Genomic DNA, 17,085 nt, shown 5'->3' on the forward strand with positions numbered 1-17,085 from the left:
GTGACCGCCATTGAGTACGACGTCGTCGTGATCGGCGCGGGTCCGGTCGGGGAGAACGTCGCCGACCGGGTCGTGCAAGGCGGCCTGACCGCCGCCCTTGTCGAGCGGGAGTTGGTCGGCGGGGAGTGCTCGTACTGGGCCTGTATGCCGACCAAGGCGTTGCTGCGCAGCGCGTCCGCGTTGCGGGCGGCTCGCCAACTGCCGGGTGCGCGGGAGGCGGTGACGGGTGACCTGGACGTGGCGGCGGTGCTCGGACGCCGGGACTCCTTCGCGTCGCATTGGAAGGACGACGGGCAGGTGTCCTGGCTCGAGTCGGCTGGGATCGCGCTGCACCGTGGTCAGGGGCGGATCCGTTCGACCCGGGTCGTCGAGGTGACCGGCGTCGACGGTGTCACGGTCACGCTGACCGCGCGGCACGCGGTGGTCGTCGCGACCGGAAGCAGCGCTCTGCTGCCGGATATCCCGGGTCTGCGGGAGGCGGCGCCGTGGTCCAGCCGCGAGGCCGCCTCGGCGGGGTCGGTTCCCCGCCGGCTCGCCATCATCGGCGGTGGCGTGGTGGCCGCCGAGATGGCGACCGCGTTCGCCGCTCTGGGGTCTTCGGTGACGGTGCTGGCCCGTGACGGTGTGCTGCCGTCGATGGAGCCGTTCGCCGGTGAGTTGGTCACGAAGTCGTTGCGCGAGACCGGTGTGTCGGTACGGATCGACGCGGAGGCCGGTTCGGTCAACCGCGACGACAGCGGAACCGTCCACATCGGGACCACCGACGGCGATCGGGTGGCGGCCGACGAGGTACTGGTGGCGATCGGCCGTACGCCGAACACTCAGGACCTCGGACTGGAGAGCATCGGACTGGCGCCGGGCGCCTGGCTGGCGGTCGACGACACTTTGCGCGTCGTCGGTGGCGAGGGGTGGCTGTACGCCGCGGGTGACGTGAACCGGCGGGCGCTGCTGACCCATCAGGGCAAGTATCAGGCGCGTGCGGTGGGTGACGTGATCGTGGCCAGGGCGAAGGGTGACAAGGTCGAGGACGGCCGGTGGGGCCGACACGCGGCCACGGCCGATGAGCGTGCGGTACCGCAGGTGGTCTTCACCGACCCGGAGATCGCGTCGGTGGGGCTGACCGCGGCCGCGGCCGCGGCGGCCGGACCGCGGATCCGGGTCGTGGACTACGACCTGGGCGCCGTTGCCGGATCTTCCCTGCACGCCGATGGCTACAAGGGACACGCCCGCATGGTCGTCGACGAGGACCGGAAGGTGATCGTCGGCTTCACCCTCGCCGGCCCGGACGTCGCGGAACTGATCCACGCCGCGACGATCGCCATCGTCGGCGAGGTCCCGCTGGACCGACTGTGGCACGCGGTTCCGGCATACCCGACCGTCAGCGAGGTCTGGCTGCGGCTGCTGGAGACGTACGGCCGCTGACGGCGAACCGAGTGCTCGTCCCGTCGCGGTTAGCGCCGGGACGAGGCCTGCCGTCCGCTCCGCGTGTCCCTGGGCAGGGCCTTCAAAAGCTCACAGCCGCCGCGGGCCAGGGACATCGACTGGCTGGTGTCGGTCGAAGACCTGGGCCTGCTGAGCGGTCGATCGGCAAATGTGTAGAGCTCTGTTGCGCGTGTCGGGACACTGCGTCGGTGACCGGTTCTGCATCGCCTCAACTGCTTCGACCTCGTGCCCTGAGGCCCGGGGATCTCGTCGTTATCGCATCGCTGTCCGGGCCGCTCCACGCCGCCTACGAGCCCGACCTCGAGCAGGCGGTGGCCGCGCTCGAGCGGATGGGATTCCGCGTGCGTCGGGCACCGCTACTCGAAGCAGGGCGGCACCATTGGTGGAGCGCGGCTCGGCCGGCGGAGATCGCCAGGGAGTTCAATGCTCTTCTGCGTGATCCTGAGGTGCGCGCCATCATCGCGCATGACGGCGGCCAGACGGCGCTCGGCTACCTCGACCTGATCGACGTTGAGGCGATCGCTGCCGACCCCAAACCGATCCTCGGCTACAGCGACATCTCGCTGCTGCATCTGGTGCTCTATGCGCGCACGGGTCTGGTCGGGTTCCATGCCGACCTGGCCACGCCCGGACTCGGCGGGGCGTGGCAGGCTGCGCCCGCCGCGCGCCGAGCGGAGCTTGAAAAGCTCTACTCGACGTTGCTGACCGGTACGGAGGCGATCGGTGCGCTGCCTGCCACCCCGTCGTGGGAGTGCTGGCGTGCCGGTCGTGCCGAAGGCCGGCTCATCGGCGGGGTGATCAATCGCATTGTGCTGGCGCAGGCGACGCCTTACGCGCTGCCGCTCGAGTGGTTCGACGGTGCGGTGCTGTTCTGGGAGGAAATGGGCGGCCAAGCGTCGTACGTGTGGAGCTATCTGCAGGTGCTGCGGCACTGCGGCATCCTCGATCGGATCTCCGGCATGGTCGTGGGCGTCCCGTACGCGATCGACGGGCTCGGGGGGCCTGACGCGTCCCCGACCCTGCCCGAGATAGTCCTCGACGTCCTCGGCGACCGTGATATCCCGGTCCTGGGCAACGTCGAGTTCGGACACGCCGGCCCGAATCTGCCGATGCCGGTCGGCATCCGCGTCGGCCTCGATGCGCAGCAGCGGACGTTGTCGCTGCTCGAACCGGCGGTACAGCCGCACGCGACAACGGGACCGGCCGGCTGAGCAACGCGGATCCTGCCCATTGCCGGTGCCGTGTCCCTCACCGGCCTCGGCCTCCTCGAGTAGCAGTTGGGCCGCCGTTCGCCCAGCTGCTCCCGCGGTTGGCGGACCGACGACAGCGGGACAGCGGCCGTCCCGGCGAACTCGTTGTTGGTGCGGCGGCGGGCCTGACAGTGGAGGTCAGTCGCTGTGCTGGCGGCCGGTGGAGTGGAGTGACGGGCGACCGCTCTCCTGATCCGGCTCGTTGGCCGCCACCGGCCTGCCCAGCCGGGTCACCCAGTCGACGAACTCCGCGTCCTGCCTCGGCAGCGGTTCGCCGTCCGCCGGGGTGCCCGCGCCGTCCCCGTCGGCCCGGGACTTGTTGCGCCGGAACAGGCCCAGCCGGCCGCTGGCCCGCCCGCTGGCCCGTCCCGCCTCGACGACGGATGCCGGGGCGGCCGGTGCGGGGACCGCGGCGACCGGATCGGCCCCGGCGGGGCCGGCCGGCGCGGGGGCGGTCGTGGGCAGGGGCCCAGCGCGCTGGGCAGTCGCCAGGGCGTCCCAGTTCTCGGCCCGGTTCAGGTTGGGCAGGGGCGGCCGGTGCCGAGGTGGGACCGCCGGTTCGGGCCGCTCTTGCGTGTCGGCCGAGTGGGTCGCTCCGGCGCCCGGAGCGGGCTCGGTCGAGGGTGGCACCCGCCGCGCCGGAACGACCGGCCGGGTCGCCTGAACCCGCGCCCGGTCGGTCTTCGGCGGCTGGTACATCCGGCGCGTCCCCGGGGCGACGAGCGCCCCGTCGCGCGGCGTCCCGTCGGGTTCGGTGTTGTCGGCCTCCGCCTCGGCCGTCCCGGAGCCGTCCCCGCCGGGTCCCGCGGGAAGGTGGGCCGCCATCGCGGGGGCCGGTTCCGATGTCTCCGGGGTGTCGTCGAGGTCGGCCGGTGTGGCGAGGTCGGCGGGTGCGGCGGTGACGGCCGGTGCGGCGGTCCGCGTCGTGGAGTCGGCCGGTACGGCGTTGGCGTCCCGGTCGCCAGCCGGCGCACCGAAGCCCAGCGGTTCGGCTGCGGTCGGGAGCTTCGCTGCGGTCGCGCCGGCGACCGGCACCGCACCGGACAGGTCGACGGGCTGCGGCTCGTCGGTCGTACCACCAGCGGGCGGCGCCATGGCCTGCGGCACGGCGGGGCCGGCGGACAGCGGACGGACGATGTCGGTCGGCTCGACGACCCGCGCTTCGGCGGTGCGCGGCAGGAGCGGCCAACGGAACAACGCGACAGCGGCCGAACCGAGCACACCGGCGGCGACAGCGAGCAGCGCGCCGTAGTACGGCGTGATCTGGTACCGGTCGACTGCGTCGCCGGGACCGGCGGTCAGGTAGACGAACGCGACCAGCACCGTGCCGGCCGTGCCGGTCGCGCCGTTGACCAGCGGCGGATGCCCGCGCCAGCGGGCCAGCCCACCGGTCGCCGCGCCGATGAGCAGGGCCACCGCCGGCAGAATCAGGATCGCCTGCCGGTGTGCCGCGTCGGCGTCGAGCCCGGCCGGCTCCAGCACACCGAGCCGTACGGCGGGCAACGGCCCGGCGGTCGCGAGCGACGGGACGACCGAGACGAGCGCCACCAGCCAGACCACGCCGCCCACCGCCGCCATGTTCCAGCCCAGTGGCGGCTTCACCAGTGCGGCGATCGCGGCACCCGCGCCGACCAGCGCGCCGGCGGTCGCGCAGATGCCGACGGCCCAGATCGGGTCCACAGAGAAGCGCTCGGCGGCCTGGGCCGGCCGGACGCAGAGTGGGGCCACGGTGGTGGCGCCCAGCGCGGCGGCGGCGGCGATGGCCACCAATCTGCCCGTGCTGTCCAGCACTCCGTACCGGCGGGCCAGGCGTGCGGCGACGACGGTGCCGGCTACGGCGGCGTGTGCCGCGAACCAGCCCACCCAGACGAGCTGAGCGGGCCACTGGTTGACCGTGGCGCCGGTGGAGGCGTCGGTGAGCTGGACGATGCCGAAGCTGAACGCGATGCCGAGCTGACCGGCACCGGCGAGCACGCCCATCCCGAGCGCTGTGAGCAACAGATTACGCCAGGTGCGAGAGACCATGTCCGGCACGTTACGCACCTATCGCACCGACTTTCGCCGAAATGCCGGATTCCACGTTCGACCGCCATGCCAGCGGATACTTCAGTTCGACCAGGCGCGCGACGTACGTGGTGCTGCGCCCACATTGGCGAGCATGTGGACCGTGCCCGGGCCGCGGTAGGCGCCGCCGCCGGTCGGTTCGTCGGCCTCGATGCGGGTGCTGTCCACGGTCTGCACCACGCTCTTCGCTCCCTGGATCGCCACCAGGTGCGGGTGGTCGTGCCAGCGCAGCGGCTGCCGCTGGCGATCCACTGGTGATCGATGCGCTCCCGGTCGGCGTGGGTCCGGGACGGAGCGGAATAGGCTTCAGCCATGAGTGGTGTTCTCAGTGGTACCCGAAACGCGCTGAATCCCCTTCGCCAGCTCACGATCGACCAGCTCCGGCAACGGACGAGCCTCAAGTGGCGGGAGTACCCCGACGACGTGCTGCCGCTCTGGGTGGCGGAGATGGACGTGCCGCTGGCCGAGCCGGTCGCGCGGGCGATCACCGACGCCGTCGCGCGCGGCGACACCGGCTACACCGCCGGCACCGCGTACCCGCAGGCGCTGGCGGAGTTCGCCCGGCGTCGGTGGGGTTGGGACGGGCTGGCCGTGGAGCGCACCGCGCTGGTGCCCGACGTGATGCACGGCATCGTCGAGGCGCTGCGCCTGGTCACCGAGCCGGGGGACGCGGTGGTCGTCAACTGCCCGGTCTACCCGCCGTTCTACGAGTTCGTGGCGCACGCCGGCCGCCGGATCGTGGAGGCGCCGCTCGGCGAGGACCTGCGGATCGACTTCGGCACACTGGAGGACGCGTTCCGGCAGGCTCGGGCCGGTGGACGGCCGGCGGCGTACCTGCTGTGCAGCCCGCACAACCCGACCGGCGTCCTGCACACCGCCGACGAATTGGCCGCCGTCGCCACTCTGGCCGAGCGGCACGGGGTGCGGGTGGTCGCCGACGAGATCCACGCTCCGGTGGTGGTTGGGGGAGCGCGGTTCGTGCCGTACCTCTCGGTGCCCGGCGCGGAGAACGGCCTGTCGCTGATGTCCGCCTCCAAGGGGTGGAACCTGGCCGGCCTGCGCGGTGCGCTCCTCATCGCCGGCCCGGCCGCGGCCGGAGACCTCGCCCGCGTTCCGTTCGAGGTCAGCGTCAGCACCGGCCACCTCGGCGTGATCGCCCACACCGCCGCCTTCCGCGACGGCGGTGAGTGGCTCGACGCCTTGTTGACCGGCCTGGACGACAACCGCCGGCTCCTCGCCGCGCTGCTGGCCGAGCAGCTGCCGGCCATCCGTTACCACCCCGGTCAGGCCACCTATCTCGCCTGGCTCGACTGCCGCGCCCTGGGCCTCGGCGACGACCCCGCCACCGTGTTCCTCGACCGTGGCCGGGTGGCGCTCAACTCCGGTTCGGCCTTCGGCACCGGCGGCGGCGGGCACGTCCGGCTGAATCTGGCCACCGCACCGGAGCTGATCACCGAGGCGGTACGCCGGATGGCCACCGCCGTCGCCTGAGAAGCCACTTCGGCCGCGCTTCATGGTGCTGCAGTCCCGCGGCGGCGGGCGGCGACGGCGAGGCGGAGGAGGCGCCGGCCGCGGGCGAGCGGCGACGGGAGGTCCGATGGTGGGGGAGCGCGGCGCGGTGGGATCCGCAGCTCGGCGGTGAAGCCGGGCGCCAATATCTTCCGCGCCAACTGGCGACGCCGACGGTGACACCCAAATGAGGACCGCCGGTACAGCTTCTCCGAGGAGAACCTGTACCGGCGGTCCAATCTGATCCAACCGGGTTCACATAACTGACCGCGATCCCGCCCGGACCAGATGGGCGCTTACTTCTTGCCGATCGTGATCGTCGCCTTGCGGTAGTTGTTGCGCTTGTCGTTCTTCGTCGGGTCGTAGTTCTGTTCGATGTTGCCCGCAGCATCGACCGAGAACCAGTGGTACGTCGTCGTCTCGGTCACGTGGAACACCTCGCCCGGCTCCCGGAATTCGGTCGCTTCGTAGCGCGGCGACTGGAGGGTGGGCCGGCTGCCGTCGGTCGTGTAGTAGATGGTGGCCGGCTCGCTCGTCTCGAAGCGCACGTCGACGGGCTCGGAGTATTTCCCGCCGCCGGGAACGAGCTTGGACGTCGGGTCCTTCTTGTCCTTGCCCCAGTCCGCCGCGACCCGGAACATCTCCATGATCCCGTTGGCGTACTCCATCGTCTCGGCGTGGCCGCTGACGAGGTTGGGATCGCCCTCCCACACCGGCTGGAACGAGCCGCCCTGCCAGTTGCCGGTGGCCGGATTGTAGACCGAGCCGCCGACCTCCCAACCGAAGGCGTAGATCCCATAGGTGTGGTACAGGTCCTCGCGCACGTTGCCGGCGGAGGAGTAGAGGACGTCCGACGAGCCGCCGACGTTCTCCGGCGTGACGACGGTCTCCCTGTGCGCCTTGACCTGCGACAGGATCCTGCCGGCCGACTGCCAGTAGAACGCCTCGTCACCCAGCGGCGGGCGCGGAGTGGTGATCCGCCCGTCCGCGATGTAGGCACCGGGCTGCCAGAACAGCTGGCCGCCGTTGGAGTGCACCGACATCATGAACTTGATGTTCGAGTACTTCTCGACCAGCCAGATGATGTTCTCCGACTCAGGCTCGGACAGCTCTTCCGGTCCCTGGTAGGTGTCGCTGACGCAGCTGGTCGACGCACCCGCGTAGCCGTCGTGACCCGACCCGACCCGGTAGTTCCGGTTCAGGTCGACGCCCCAGGAGTTACGCCGGGCCGGATCGGCGTTCTCGTCCGGGCAGTGGTTCGTCATGTTCCGGCGCTGCGAGGCGAAGTTGTAGAAGCTGTAGTTCGCCCCGTCCGGGTTGTTGGACAGAATGAAGAAGATGTCGGTGCTCTCGACGATCTTCTTTGTCTCCCTGTCGGACGTGTAGTTGTGCACCAGCCGCTCGGCCGACTCCAGCGAGGTTGTCGCGGGCACCCACTCGCGGGCGTGGTCCTGCGCCTGGATCAGGACACCGGGGTTCCTGCCGTCGCGGTGCTTACCGATCCGCAGCACGGGGATCGTGACCGGGCCACGCGGCACCTCGCCCTCCGGCGCGCCGACGCGCTTCTGGTCGAGGAAGTCGGTCAGCGCGACCGGGCCGGACGTCGGCGCGACGATGCCGGTGCCCGCGTTGGTGCGGTACGGGTGCGACCGGTCGATGAGGCCCTGGGACTGGGACTCCAGCGCCGCCGCCACCTCGGTGGCCGTACTCGCGACCCCGGCGGAGGCGTCCTTCGCGAGGAGGACGCGGACCGCCTTGCCCGCCACCTCGACGCTGAGCGGGAGGTTCGCCCCCGGCCGGTTCACGAACTCGACGGTGATGTCGTTGCCGCCCTCGTGGCCCCACGCCGCCGAGCTGACGACGACCGCGGACTGCCCGGTACCGCCGATCGTGGCCTGCGCCTTGCGCTGGTAGCCATTCGTCTGGTTCGGCAGGTAGACGATCTCGGCGATGTCCGGGTACTGCCGGGCGATCTCCTTGGCGCGGCTGTAGAGCTGCTGCGGGTTCCGGTAGCCGTCGACGAAGTCCGACTTGTAGCCCAGATTCTCCGTCAGCGGCGGCGGAGCGTTCTCAAGCCAGTCGGAGACGTCGCCGGTGGCAACGCCGCTGGTGGAGCTCGTGACCCGGATCTGGTTCGGGCGCGCGTCGAGCTTGAAGAGGTTCCGGTGGAACATGTACTGCCCGGAGTCGACGAACCGGCTCATCGTCCGGGCGAAGCCGAACGAGGTGCCCGGGCCCGAGTCGTTTTCGAGCTGCATCGTGACGATCGGGTCCGTCTGCTGCCCTTCGGTGGTCCGCGCCTCGACGTAGAGGAAACCCTGGCCCTTGGTGGTGAACCAGTCAGCGCGGACGATCCGTACCGTCTCCTCGTGGCTGAGCGGCTGGGCAGCCTGCGTACGGGAGGCTTGGATGCCGCCGTCGGCCTCTTCGCTCCAGGCGAAGCCTTCGTCATCGCCGAGGATTTCGACGCCCATCGCCTCGAGTTCGGCGATCTGCTCGGCGGTCACCACCGCCTCGCCTTCGATGCCGCTGGGCACGCGCCGGAGGCCGTGCTCGAGGTCGAAGCCGGCGGCGACCACCTTGTCCAGCATGTCGGCACCGGTCAGCTGGATGCGTACGGGGCGTACCAACTCCCGGTCCTCGAGGTGGGATCGTCCCGAACCCGCCGTGGCGGTGGACTCCGCGGGATCCGCGCCTACGGGCGTGGGCGCGGGCACGATGAGGACGCTCGCCACCAGGGCGGGCAGCGCGAGAAGCGCGATGCGCAATCGTCTGCGTTGCATGCTTCCCTCCTTCTGTTTGCGGCCTGTGGTTGATGCCGTGGCCGGCCGACGTGCGGACCGAGCCAATCCATTGGGGACAGCCATGCTGAGCTCACCCACGGTGAGCCTGGGTACGACGACGGTCGCCATCGTAAGAAGGAGCGCGCGGGCTGTTTAGCGAGCTGAGCGCGGTGAGTGTATGTGAATTCTTCACATCGACGACTCGTGTGAGCCGGATCTTGAGCATTGCTTGAGTTGGTCGTTCAACCTCGGCTGCTGGCGGTCGACCCGGTCCTGTGCGGACTCGGCACGGTCGGGCCGACCGCGACCGGTTACGCGGCGAAGGCCGCGGTCGCCGCTGCGTCTGCGGCGCCGGTTCCCGATGGTGCGACCGACGACCCACGAACCACCGCTGCGGCGTTCAACGCCACCGGCCAACTGCCGGACTGGGCCGCCGAGGCCGTACCGGCGGCCGTTTTACGACAAACCTCCCCGGATCGGCCTCGGTTGCGAGCAAGATGAGATGGATTCGCCCAGCGACACGGTGAGCGGGGGACGGCCGTGAACGACGGATTGGTGACCAGGCGGAGCGCCCACGATGTCGGAGAGACAATCTCTGCGCTGCGGGCTGAGGCGGAACGCGTGGGCGCCGCGGTGGCGGCGGTGGTCGATCATGCGGCGGCCGCTCGCAAGGCCGGGCTGAGTATGCCCGACACACAGGTGATCATCTTTGGGAACCCGCAGGCGGGCACTCCGCTCATGCAGGCCCGTCCCGAGATCGCCATCGACCTGCCAATGCGACTCATGGTGCGGGACGACGGCCAGCCCGGCTCGCTGATCACCTGGCAGGACCCCGCGTACCTCGCCGAGCGGTACGGACTGGGCGAGGATCAGCTAGCACCCCTGAACGCCCCGGCCAAGATCGCCTCCGCGGTCGACGGCCGCTGAGCACCGCCCGAGCCGGCTGCCTACACAGCCCGCACGGGGCCACCCCGGCACCGCCCGTCCCGGTCCGGCGGTGACCGTCGGCAGCGCGAACCCAAGGCCCGAGCAGGAGAGGTCCCGATGGCCGCCGCCGTCCGTGTCTCGCCCAACCTTTTCGGCATCCCGTTCGGGCTGGCCGCCCTGGCGGGCAGTTGGCTCGTCGCGGCGGGTGACGGCAACGCGCCGACCTGGGTCGGGGACGCCCTGCTCGTGCTCGCGGCGGTGGTCTGGCTGGCCACCACGGCGGGCTACGTCGCCTACACCCTGGCGGTCCGCCGCGCGCTCGTCGCTGACCTGCTCGACCCGGTGCTCGCCCCATTCGCCTCGCTCGCGGTGATCACGCCGATGCTGCTCGCCGCGCAGGGCCTCACGCCGCGCCACCTCGGCGCCGCCCGGATCGTCGTCGACGTGTTCCTCGTCCTCACCGTGCTGTTCGGTGGCTGGATAACCGGCCAATGGATCTACGGCCCGCTCGACCTCGACCGCATGCATCCCGGCTACCTCCTGCCAACCGTGGCCGGCGGACTCGTCGCCTCCGCCAGTGCCGCCGTCGTCGGGCAACGCCTGCTCTCGCTACTCATGCTGGGGCTCGGGCTCGTCTGCTGGCTCGTCATCGGCTCGCTGACGCTCAACCGGCTGCTGTTCCGGCCACCACTGCCGTCAGCGCTGATTCCGACGCTGGCCATCGAGGCGGCGCCCGCTGCGCTGGCCTGCGTGGCGCTGTTTGCTCTCAACGGGGAGCGGATCGACTTTGTCGTCTCGCTGGTCTCCGGGTACGGGCTGTTGATGGTCCTCGCGCAGGTCCGGCTCCTCCCCGCGTACCTGGGCCTGTCGTTCGTCCCCACGTTCTGGGCGTTCACGTTCCCGTTCGCGGCGGTGGCGACGACCACGTTGCACTGGATCGCCGGCACCCGGCCATCCGGGCACCGGGTCTACGCGTACCTGGTGCTGGCCGCGATCACCGTGCTGATCGGCGGCATCGCGGTCCGGACGGTTGTCGCCGCGGCCCGCGGGCAACTGCTGCCAACGGCTCCGGCACCCGCTCGACCGGACCGCTGAACACCGGTGCGCCGGCCCGGGTCAGCAGCGGCCCCGGTCCAGCCGCTCCAGCGTCGCGGCAGCGACCAGGCCATACGCGACGTACGGTACGGCGTCCTCCAGCCAGCCCTCGGCGCCCCAGCGGCGCGGGTCCGTCACCCCGAGCGCGGTCATCGACCCGTCGGCCACCAGCATGCCGCCGATCCCGATCACCACCGCCGCCACCGGCAGCGGTGGCCGCCGCCGCCCGGTGAGCGCCGCGAAGAGCGACACGGCCAACACCCCGTTGACGATCCCGAGCACGGGCCCGAACCCGGCACGTCGGTTCGCCGCCCGGTCTGCCGGCCCCAGGTTAACGTGGGCCAGATCCACCATCCGCTGCACGGCACGCTCGTGCGTGTCGCTCATCGGGCGAGCCCGGACGCCCACGTCGAGATTGCTGAACAGTTCGCGGGCGAGGGTACCGGCGGCCCCGGCCACGATCCCGTCCGTCAGGCTGGCCAGCCAGTTCCTTGCCATGAGATCACCTCGGTTTGTCCGTTGTCGCCCGCGTCCCGCCGACCTCTGGCCGCGGGTGTCCGGCATACCCATCCCGTGCCACGTCATTTCTGCCGGACAGGCCGTTCCGTACGTGGAGAGTGGCTGCGGCCGGGCAAACAGTCTGCGGTTCATCTCGTTGACGTTCAGCACGGATCGGCCCCAGGACGTAACGGCTACGAACACCCCGGCGGCGGTCACGCTGCGAGCGCGGTGTCCGTCGACCGATGGACACCGGTCCTCGACCGGCCGGTCGTCCCGCGACCGGGGTCGGCGGGCGGAGCATCGGGACATGACGGAATCCCCCGCGGTCCGCACACGCGGACTGCACAAGCGGTACGGCCGGCGCACCGCGCTGGCCGGGATCGACCTGGACATCGCGTACGGCGAGGTGGTCGCCCTGCTCGGTCCCAATGGCGCGGGCAAGACCAGCACCGTGGAGATCCTGGAGGGGCACCGGAGCCGGGACGGCGGCGAGGTGACCGTGCTCGGGGTGGACCCGGCGCGGGTCGGCCGGTTCGGCCGGGCCGCCCGGGACTGGCGGTCCGGCATCGGCATCGTGCTCCAGGAGGCCACTGACCTCGGCGAGTTGACCGTGGGCGAGACGGTCCGGCACTTCGCCCGCTACTACCCCGCACCCCGCGACCCGGCCGAGGTGATTGAGGTGGTCGGACTGACCGACCGGACCCGGACCCGGATCCGGAAGCTCTCCGGCGGCCAGCGGCGCCGGCTGGACGTGGCGGTCGGCCTGGTCGGCGACCCGCGCCTGGTGTTCCTCGACGAGCCGACCACCGGCTTCGACCCGGCCGCCCGGCGCGCGTTCTGGGAGCTGATCCGGACCCTGGCCGGAGCCGGCACCACGATCCTGCTGACCACCCACTACCTGGACGAGGCGGAGGCCCTCGCCGACCGGGTGGTGGTGCTGGCCGGCGGACGGGTGGTCGCCGACGGTCCGCCGACCGCCCTGGCCGAACGGGCCGGCCACCAGGTCACCGTGCGGTGGTCCGGGGGTGAGCGGCGGACCGACGACCCGGCGACGGTGATCGCCGAGCTGACCCGGCGGTTCGGCGGCCCGATCCCCGGGCTCACCGTCACCCGACCCAGTCTGGAAGACGCCTACCTCGACCTGATCGGAAGCCGGCCATGACGATGACCAGCGGCACCACCCACCCGTCCGCGCTGATGCTCGGCCTGCACCGCGGCGTCGTCGAGTTGAAGGCCTTCTTCCGTGAGTGGGACGCGGTGGTCTTCACCTTCGCCCTGCCGGTGGTCACCCTGGCACTGCTCGGCTCGCTCATCTCCGGCGTCTACGACGGCAGCGACGTCACCTCCGCCCAGTACCTGGCGCCCAGCATGATCGCGGCGGGGATAGCGGCCGTCACCTTCGTCAACCTCGGCACCGGCATCGCCAGCGACCGGGAAGACGGCACCCTCAAGCGGCTCCGTGGCGCACCGATGCCCCCGATCGCGTACTTCCTGGGCAAGACCGTGCAGACGATGGTCGTGGTCACGGCCGAGATCGTGCTGCTGCTCGCCGTCGGGATGATCCTGTTCGACCTGCGGCTGCCCACCGACCCGGCGCGCTGGCTCACCTTCGGCTGGGTGCTCCTGCTCGGCGTCACCGCCTGCTCGCTGCTCGGCATCGCGGTGAGCAGCCTGATCCGCTCGGCCCGCAGCGCGGGCGCGGTGACCCAACTGCCGTACCTGGTGCTGGCCTTCGTCTCCGGCATCTTCTTCACCCCGGTCAGCGCCCTGCCGCAGCCGCTGCTGGTGCTGGGTTCGGTCTTCCCGCTGAAATGGATGGCCCAGGGCTTCCGTTCGGCGCTGCTGCCGGACACGATTCTCGGTGCGGAGGTCGTACGCGATTGGGAGCACGGGCGGACCGCGCTCATCCTCGCGGCCTGGTGCATCGGAGGTGTGTTGCTGTGTCTGACCACCTTCCGCTGGCGCGGCCGGCGGGAGCGGTGAGCGCGGGCGACCCGCCGCCCTCGGAGGCGTGGGTCGCCCGGTTCCCGCTCTGGGACGCCTACTTCGCGGTGCTGACCGTCGCCGTCGGGGTCGCCGTGGCCACCAGCGCCCCACCGGCCGCGCCGTACCGCATCGGGTCCGTCGCACTGCTGGCCGCGATCAGCATCTGGTACGCCGCCTTCGGCCGGGCGCTCATGCGGTACGGGGTCGGAGGCTGGCGGGCGTACCTCTATTTGGGGGTCGCTCTCGCGCTCTACGTGGCGGCGGTGGCGCTGGCGTCGTCCGCGTCGTTCGCCCTGTTCGTGCTCCTGCCGCAGGCGTTCATGCTGCTGCCGACGACGCCCGCGGTCGGCGCGGTGGTGGTGTTCACCGCCGTCCAGGTGGTGCTGGACTGGCTGCGGTCCGGCGGCGGCCCGGACGCCCGGGGGTCGCTGCTGGCGGCCGTGATGATCGCCGTCGTGGTGTCGGTGACCGGAGGCTGGGTGCAGCACCTGTTCGTCGACGCCGACCGGCGGGCCGCGCTGGTCGACGAGCTGGCCGCCTCCCGTGACGAGGTGGTCCGGTTGTCCCGGCAGGCCGGCGTCGACGCCGAACGGCAACGGCTGGCCGGCGAGATCCACGACACCATCGCCCAGGGACTGTCCAGTGTCGTCATGCTGATTCAGGCCGCCGACGCGGAGTTGGACCGCGATGCCGGGCAGGTCCGCCGCCACCTGGCCCTCGCCGTGACCACCGCTCGGGCCAACCTGGCCGAGGCGAGGGCCCTTGTCGCCGCGCTGACCCCGGCGGAGCTGGCCGGGTCGCCACTGGTCGAGGCGGTGCGGCGGGTGGCGGACCGGCTCACCGCCGAGACGGGCGTGCCGGTCACCCTGGCCATCCCCGCAACGCCGTGCCCGCTGCCCACCCCGGTCGAGGTGGTCCTGCTGCGGGTCACCCAGGAGGCGTTGGCCAACGCGCGCAAGCACGCCGCCGCCGGCCGGGTCGAGGTACGCCTTGAACGGCGGGACGACGTCGTCGTGCTGGAGGTCCGCGACGACGGCCGCGGCTTCACCACCCCGCCGGCCGGCGACGGGTACGGTCTGGCCGGCATGCGGAACCGGGTCGAGCAGGTCGCCGGTACGCTGCGGGTGGCGTCCAGCCCCGGAGCCGGCACCACGGTACGGGCGGAGGTACCGATCCGATGATCGCGGTGCTGCTGGTGGACGACCACCCGGTGGTGCGGGCCGGGGTGCGCGGCATGCTCGCCGGCGAACCGGACATCGCGGTGGTCGGCGAGTCCGCTTCGGCCGCCGAGGCGGTCACCGCCGTCCGGGCGGTACGCCCCGACGTCGTGCTCATGGACCTACGGATGCCCGGGGTGGACGGCGCCGCGGCGACCGCCGATGTGCTGGCCGTGGCCCCCGGCACCCGGGTGGTCGTGCTCACCACGTACGAGACCGACGGGGACATCCTGCGCGCGGTCGAGGCCGGAGCGGCCGGGTACCTGCTCAAGGACGTGTCCCGGGCCGAACTCGTGGACGCTGTCCGCGGCGCCGCCCGCGGCGAGACCGTGCTGGCACCGTCGGTGGCCGGCCGGGTGCTCCGCCAACTCCGCCATCCCCGGCCGGTCACCCTGTCACCGCGGGAGGTCGACGTGCTGCGGCTGGTCGCGCAGGGTCTGTCCAACGGCGAGATCGGGCTGCGACTGCACATCACCGAGGCCACCGTGAAGACCCACCTGCTGCGCGCGTTCGCGAAGCTCGGCGTCACCGACCGGACCGCGGCGGTGACCACCGCGATGGCCGCGGGCCTGCTGCCATTCTGACTCAGCGGTCACCCGCTCAGGTCGAACGGCACCCCGGCAAGTTCGGCCACGTCGGCGCCGTCCGCATGCCGATGGAGGAACCCAGAGGCGTCGCTGAGCGGGTCAGCCGAGCCCGACCGCATCCATGTATCGCTCTGCCTCACCCGGCGCCGGAAGGACCTCGGTGTTCCGCGCATAGACGCCGCGGACCCGGAACATCAGCTGGTGGTCGATCAGGTAGCGCCGCAACGCCACGTGGTCCACCCCGCTGCCCTCGCACCACCGTTCGAGGACCGAGTTGACCGCCTTCTCGTCATAGGACGACTTCTCGTCGAAGGAGGTCCGCACGATGTGCGCCAGCACCGCATGCCGGCGAATGCGCTTGGACGGAAGACTCCGCAACCGGCTGTCGCGCACGAACGGGTCGAGGGCGCTCTCCAGGGCGGCGGACTCGTCGCGCCCGTCGACGGCTTCCCGGCGTACCAGATCACGCAGGCCCGGGAAGTCGACCCGGAAACCATCCGGCCCGCCAGTGATCAACCCGGCGGACTCGAGCCGGGCGGTCGCCGCGACGACACCGCGAGCGTCCACACCGGACATCGCGCCGACCTGATCCCGATCGGCGGCCCCCAGGCCCACCGCCGCCAGCACCCGAAAACGCTGCGGATCCGCGATAACTCTGATCAGATCGGCCGCTTCCACGGCAGGATCATAAGCTGAGAGCGATACCGGCGCGACCCGCTGCCACCGCCGCCGGGGACGAACCCGTCAGGGACGTCCAGCAATCAACAAGCGGTGGACAGGAAGCGGGTCTGGGCCTGCCGGAGGCGGTCGAGGTCGTCGGATACGGGCATGATGCCGTAGCGGTCGAAAGCGTCGACGCTCGCTCCGAGCGAGGGCGGCCACCGCCGCTGCCACTCGGTCAGCGGCACGCTTGGCCCGACGGCGCGTAGTGGCTCGGCGAGCCGGTCGAACTCCACCCGCTGCCAGTCGCGCAGCGCGTCGAAACGCCGTCCGGCAGCCATCAGCGAGGCGGCGACCTCGGTGGCCGTGGCCGTCTGCGACGGGACCACGTCGCCGTTCATGATCGAGTGCCGGCCCAGCGGCAGTGCGGCGCGGTGGCCGTACCATTCGCCGACGACCTGCGAGACGTGCCGGCAGGTTTCGCAGCCCAGCCACGACCACCGGGTTCGGGTGGTGACGGTGTCCCGGACGCACAACACACACAGGTCGAGGTCACTGGGGATGTCCTGCCCCCGCCACTGCTTCTCCCACTCCGGCGTACGCGGCTGGCAGCGGCACCGCTGCTCACGCGGGGCGCCATCGCGGAGGTGCCCGCAGGTCAGGCAGACCGCGAAAGCGGCCAGGTCCAGATCTTCGAACGGCACGGTGAACTCGCCTTCCGGTGCCCGAGGCACCCACTCTTGCCGTACCGCAGTTCGCGGTCGGCCTGGTCTTCTCCCGGGGGCACCGTGCGCGGGTGGCGCGGTTGCCGAGTCAGCAAGCCGGGAGGCTTGACGCTGACCACTCGTGACGCCTACGAAGCATAGAGATCAGCGATGCCGCGACCGCACGGCCCTCCCGCCGCTTGGCCAGCTCGACGTGTACCTGCACGAACGAGACGCCGAGGCGTCGCTCGGCGTGCAGCCCGGTGTCGGCGGGGTGTTCCGGTGACACCGGGCGTTGCCGGACGCTGGGGAGGCTAGTGCGGTGTCCACTAACGTTTGCTGGGTTGGCGGCCGGGGGT

Annotated in this window: 14 protein-coding genes, 1 pseudogene and 1 riboswitch; of the genes and pseudogenes, 9 read left to right on the top strand and 6 right to left on the bottom strand. The window is 71.5% G+C overall.

All coding sequences use genetic code 11. The annotated features are described in order from the left end of the window. Together BUS84_RS04545 and BUS84_RS04550 are read left to right on the top strand one after the other, a co-directional pair. Entirely contained in the window at positions 1-1,422 is a 1,422-nt protein-coding gene (locus tag BUS84_RS04545) for a dihydrolipoyl dehydrogenase family protein (RefSeq protein ID WP_074309003.1), read from the top strand. A gap of 209 nt (positions 1,423-1,631) precedes the next feature. Further along, positions 1,632-2,654 carry a S66 peptidase family protein gene (locus BUS84_RS04550; RefSeq protein ID WP_074309005.1) on the top strand — a complete coding sequence of 341 codons (1,023 nt, stop codon included), beginning with the start codon at positions 1,632-1,634 and terminating at the stop codon, positions 2,652-2,654. A gap of 177 nt (positions 2,655-2,831) precedes the next feature. Here BUS84_RS04550 and BUS84_RS04555 read toward each other — a convergent pair whose 3' ends face one another. Further along, complete coding sequence (locus BUS84_RS04555; protein ID WP_143728229.1) at positions 2,832-4,718, bottom strand: hypothetical protein; 1,887 nt, start codon at positions 4,716-4,718, stop codon at positions 2,832-2,834. A gap of 79 nt (positions 4,719-4,797) precedes the next feature. Further along, positions 4,798-5,000 (bottom strand): annotated as a pseudogene (locus tag BUS84_RS04560) (cupin); the annotation flags it as partial. A gap of 69 nt (positions 5,001-5,069) precedes the next feature. Between BUS84_RS04560 and BUS84_RS04565 the strand changes: the two are divergent. Continuing rightward, positions 5,070-6,248: a MalY/PatB family protein gene (locus BUS84_RS04565; RefSeq protein WP_074309008.1), complete on the top strand. Its 1,179-nt coding sequence runs from the start codon at positions 5,070-5,072 to the stop codon at positions 6,246-6,248. Positions 6,249-6,562: 314 nt separating this feature from the next. Here BUS84_RS04565 and BUS84_RS04570 read toward each other — a convergent pair whose 3' ends face one another. After that, positions 6,563-9,049 (bottom strand): M14 family metallopeptidase, encoded by a 2,487-nt coding sequence (locus BUS84_RS04570; protein WP_143728230.1) that lies wholly within the window; start codon positions 9,047-9,049, stop codon positions 6,563-6,565. A 621-nt stretch (positions 9,050-9,670) separates the two neighbouring features. On the opposite strand from BUS84_RS04570, the gene BUS84_RS04575 reads away from it, so the two are divergent. Together BUS84_RS04575 and BUS84_RS04580 are read left to right on the top strand one after the other, a co-directional pair. Next, a complete protein-coding gene (locus BUS84_RS04575; RefSeq protein ID WP_084757198.1) occupies positions 9,671-9,976 on the top strand; it encodes a DUF302 domain-containing protein in 306 nt (101 codons plus the stop codon). Positions 9,977-10,093: 117 nt separating this feature from the next. Further along, a complete protein-coding gene (locus tag BUS84_RS04580) occupies positions 10,094-11,071 on the top strand; it encodes an SLAC1 family transporter (RefSeq protein ID WP_074309011.1) in 978 nt (325 codons plus the stop codon). A 21-nt stretch (positions 11,072-11,092) separates the two neighbouring features. Here BUS84_RS04580 and BUS84_RS04585 read toward each other — a convergent pair whose 3' ends face one another. Next, entirely contained in the window at positions 11,093-11,569 is a 477-nt protein-coding gene (locus BUS84_RS04585; protein ID WP_074309012.1) for a hypothetical protein, read from the bottom strand. Between the two features lie 310 nt (positions 11,570-11,879). Between BUS84_RS04585 and BUS84_RS04590 the strand changes: the two genes are divergently transcribed. The 4 genes from BUS84_RS04590 to BUS84_RS04605 are packed head-to-tail and all read left to right on the top strand — an operon-like array spanning position 11,880 to position 15,359. Next, complete coding sequence (locus BUS84_RS04590) at positions 11,880-12,734, top strand: ABC transporter ATP-binding protein (RefSeq protein WP_074309014.1); 855 nt, start codon at positions 11,880-11,882, stop codon at positions 12,732-12,734. Further along, entirely contained in the window at positions 12,731-13,555 is an 825-nt protein-coding gene (locus tag BUS84_RS04595) for an ABC transporter permease (protein ID WP_143728231.1), read from the top strand. The genes BUS84_RS04590 and BUS84_RS04595 overlap by 4 nt, the downstream gene beginning before the upstream one ends. Next, positions 13,513-14,739 carry a sensor histidine kinase gene (locus tag BUS84_RS04600; protein ID WP_244298376.1) on the top strand — a complete coding sequence of 409 codons (1,227 nt, stop codon included), beginning with the start codon at positions 13,513-13,515 and terminating at the stop codon, positions 14,737-14,739. Before BUS84_RS04595 ends, BUS84_RS04600 begins: the two co-directional genes overlap by 43 nt. Next, positions 14,736-15,359, top strand: coding sequence for a response regulator (locus BUS84_RS04605; protein ID WP_074309019.1), 624 nt, complete (start codon positions 14,736-14,738; stop codon positions 15,357-15,359). Before BUS84_RS04600 ends, BUS84_RS04605 begins: the two co-directional genes overlap by 4 nt. Before the next feature lie 102 nt (positions 15,360-15,461). On the opposite strand, the gene BUS84_RS04610 is transcribed toward BUS84_RS04605, so the two are convergent. Together BUS84_RS04610 and BUS84_RS04615 are read right to left on the bottom strand one after the other, a co-directional pair. Continuing rightward, a complete protein-coding gene (locus tag BUS84_RS04610) occupies positions 15,462-16,040 on the bottom strand; it encodes a DUF2087 domain-containing protein (RefSeq protein ID WP_074309021.1) in 579 nt (192 codons plus the stop codon). Positions 16,041-16,123: 83 nt separating this feature from the next. Continuing rightward, positions 16,124-16,756 carry a hypothetical protein gene (locus BUS84_RS04615; protein ID WP_074312075.1) on the bottom strand — a complete coding sequence of 211 codons (633 nt, stop codon included), beginning with the start codon at positions 16,754-16,756 and terminating at the stop codon, positions 16,124-16,126. Then, positions 16,754-16,874: riboswitch (SAM riboswitch) on the bottom strand. (Overlaps the previous gene by 3 nt.) Positions 16,875-17,085: the final 211 nt, after the last annotated feature.

Source organism: Micromonospora cremea, assembly GCF_900143515.1.
In the GTDB taxonomy this organism is placed as follows: domain Bacteria; phylum Actinomycetota; class Actinomycetes; order Mycobacteriales; family Micromonosporaceae; genus Micromonospora; species Micromonospora cremea.

What these genes read in the sequence shown, in the direction of transcription:
- BUS84_RS04555 (WP_143728229.1), bottom strand. Translation starts at nt 4,718, where the DNA reads ATGGTCTCTCGCACCTGGCGTAATCTGTTGCTCACAGCGCTCGGGATG.
- BUS84_RS04565 (WP_074309008.1), top strand. Translation starts at nt 5,070, where the DNA reads ATGAGTGGTGTTCTCAGTGGTACCCGAAACGCGCTGAATCCCCTTCGC.
- BUS84_RS04570 (WP_143728230.1), bottom strand. Translation starts at nt 9,049, where the DNA reads ATGCAACGCAGACGATTGCGCATCGCGCTTCTCGCGCTGCCCGCCCTG.
- BUS84_RS04580 (WP_074309011.1), top strand. Translation starts at nt 10,094, where the DNA reads ATGGCCGCCGCCGTCCGTGTCTCGCCCAACCTTTTCGGCATCCCGTTC.
- BUS84_RS04585 (WP_074309012.1), bottom strand. Translation starts at nt 11,569, where the DNA reads ATGGCAAGGAACTGGCTGGCCAGCCTGACGGACGGGATCGTGGCCGGG.
- BUS84_RS04590 (WP_074309014.1), top strand. Translation starts at nt 11,880, where the DNA reads ATGACGGAATCCCCCGCGGTCCGCACACGCGGACTGCACAAGCGGTAC.
- BUS84_RS04595 (WP_143728231.1), top strand. Translation starts at nt 12,731, where the DNA reads ATGACGATGACCAGCGGCACCACCCACCCGTCCGCGCTGATGCTCGGC.
- BUS84_RS04605 (WP_074309019.1), top strand. Translation starts at nt 14,736, where the DNA reads ATGATCGCGGTGCTGCTGGTGGACGACCACCCGGTGGTGCGGGCCGGG.